The sequence below is a fragment of the Stenotrophomonas sp. P5_A8 genome (assembly GCF_056400545.1).
This window is the reverse complement of sequence record NZ_JBFULB010000453.1, coordinates 1-2426: the sequence shown is the minus strand read 5'-3', so window position 1 is coordinate 2426 and position 2426 is coordinate 1. Positions and strand designations below refer to the sequence as shown.

Annotated in this window: 2 protein-coding genes and 1 pseudogene; all 3 read left to right on the top strand. The window is 62.1% G+C overall.

What is annotated here, in order from left to right:
* Positions 1-541: pseudogene (locus AC1DQP_RS19460) on the top strand (His-Xaa-Ser system radical SAM maturase HxsB); the annotation flags it as partial.
* Entirely contained in the window at positions 528-1697 is a 1170-nt protein-coding gene (gene hxsC, locus AC1DQP_RS19455; protein ID WP_478052296.1) for a His-Xaa-Ser system radical SAM maturase HxsC, read from the top strand. The pseudogene AC1DQP_RS19460 and the gene hxsC, both read left to right, overlap by 14 nt.
* A 3-nt stretch (positions 1698-1700) precedes the next feature.
* On the top strand, positions 1701-2360 hold the full coding sequence (gene hxsA / locus AC1DQP_RS19450) for a His-Xaa-Ser repeat protein HxsA (RefSeq protein WP_478052295.1): 660 nt from the start codon (positions 1701-1703) through the stop codon (positions 2358-2360).
* Positions 2361-2426 lie beyond the last annotated feature (66 nt).

Sequence of the window (2426 nt, the reverse complement as noted above, 5' to 3'; positions counted from 1 at the left end):
CCTCATGGCGGTCAACCGAGGGGGCTATCCCATCGATGAGACTTACGCCTCTCTGCTGCTCTCACAATTGCTCTCGCCGTTCGGCCATGGCTACGTGGACCTGAGGTCCCCGTCGGGCGCCGGCCTGGGTGCCATCATCTACGACTACGACGGCTGCGTTTACCCGTCGGACGAAGCTCGGATGCTTGCGGCCATGGGCGATCGCACGTTCTGTATCGGCAACGTATCCCAACCCGTCAGCACCTGGCTGTCCTCGCCGGCAATGACGACCCTGCTCGATTCCGGCGTCGCCGAGGCACTGCCAACGTGCTCCGACTGCGCCTACGTTCCCCTATGCGGCGCCGATCCGATCGAGCATTACGCCCGTCAGGGCGATCCGATGGGTCATCGACCCACMAGTGATTTCTGTAAAAGGAACATGGGTCTGCTCGACTTCCTTCTGGAGCGCTACGAGAAGGCGGATCGGGACACGAAACGACTGATGGAGGCATGGGCGACACCCAAGGGCGAAATGGAGGAGGCGCAGGATGCAGCCGCTTGATACGAAAGCGCGGGTTCCAATGTCACCCGGCTCCCCACTTCTGAAGGTTGTGGACTTGAGGGATTTTTCAACTTCAAGTCTGCCGCCCTCAAGGCTGGCGCTCGATCTGCGGGCGACAGCTGACTTGGCCGTCTCCACGGAACTGCTCGGCCTCCCTTGGGGCGCCCTGCTTCCACCGGATGGCCACGGGTGGCCGGCCACGGTTCCCTGGGTGAGTCTCGAGGGCGACTTGCGCATTACCAAAAGTGGTGACGTCATAGAGCTGGATCCGATTCGGCAACGGGTTGCTGTCCGATACCGCCGCGGCGACAACGGCAACGTCCTCTTTGCCACCGAGCGGTGCAACAGCTACTGCCTGATGTGCTCCCAGCCGCCCCGTGAGGTGGAGGACGGCTGGCGAGTTAGACAGTTGCTGGACCTTGTTGAGCTGGTGGACCCTGACGAACCGTCGTTGGCCATCAGCGGGGGCGAGCCCACCCTCCTTGGAGATGGCTTGGTCGAAGTCGTTAAGAGGTGTTCCGAGACCCTTCCGGATACCCACGTCCACATTCTCTCAAACGGGCGCCTTCGCGACCCTTTGCTCCACGCCAAGTTCGATGGGCTGCATCCAAACCTCAGCTGGGGGGTCCCGCTGTACGGTGACCACTACGGACTGCACGATTACGTAGTCCAAAGTGAGGGGGCGTTTGCAGAGACGTTGAGGGGCCTCTACGCCCTCCAGGCCGCCCGGCAACGCGTGGAGATACGCGTGGTGCTGGTTCGGCCTACGTTTGAGCGTCTGGCCCAGCTGGCTCGCTTCATTTGGCGGAACCTGCCTTTCGTGGAGCACGTGGCCCTCATGGGCATTGAGCCCGTGGGGTTCGCGAAGGCGCACCAGCGCGATCTATGGGCCGACCCTGCAGACTATTCCGAAATACTTAGGGACGCCGTCGACATCCTGGATATGGCCGGCATCCCGGTGTCGCTCTACAACCTACCGCTCTGCACCATAGAGCGAAGCCTCTGGGGCCACGCCGCCAAGAGCATTTCGACCTGGAAGAACGACTACCTGTCCGCCTGCAGCACTTGCAGCGTCAAAGAGCGTTGCGGCGGGTTCTTCTCTTGGGTGACGCCGGCTTGGACGAGCCGCGCTGTAGCCCCCATTCTGGACGCCTGACCGATGTCGAACGCACTCATGATTGTGGGAGCCACCCTCGGCGCCCTTGCAACGGAGCCGCCCAAAGGCCCGTCAGACCTGTCGACCTTGGCGCATATGGACAGCAAGTATGCGACCGTGCTCAGCACCTCGCTCAACGCGGGCCGGCACAACCTGTATGCCGGTCATCGCAGCCACAGTTCGCATCGATCCCATAGCTCCCATCGGTCGCACTCCTCAGGCTCTGGAAGCTCGTATAGGTCTTACACGCCGCCGGCGACCTATACCCCACCACCATCCACCTACACTCCGCCGCCCTCGACTTACACAGCTCCAGCGTCTCGGACTCGGTCGGGCGCGCCCTCGAGTGGCTCCCCGGTTACGCACCAAAGCTCGCAGTCGATACCGTCCGCGACCAGCGGCGGCATGCACAAGGCCCAGACGCTTCAACCGAGCACCCTGGCCGCGCCCGACGGCGAACGACGAGATGCAGATCAGCTGAAGCTGCTCATCATGAGAGTCCAAGCCGCGCTGTATTCAAAGGGCTACGACCCAGGGGCTATTGATGGAACCCTATCGCCCCAGACCCAGTCCGCGCTTCGCATGTTCCAGCTGACCTACGGCATCACGGTCACGGCGACCATGACCACGCCAACTCTCGATGCCCTGGGCGTCCGTATCTAACCAGTCGAAACAGAATCAACCTCCAAGGTAGATCAAGGACCCTTAGTCATTGAGGATGGATTAGCC

Excerpts from the sequence above, each read along its gene's own strand:
- hxsC (WP_478052296.1), top strand. The coding sequence starts at position 528 with ATGCAGCCGCTTGATACGAAAGCGCGGGTTCCAATGTCACCCGGCTCC.
- hxsA (WP_478052295.1), top strand. The coding sequence starts at position 1,701 with ATGTCGAACGCACTCATGATTGTGGGAGCCACCCTCGGCGCCCTTGCA.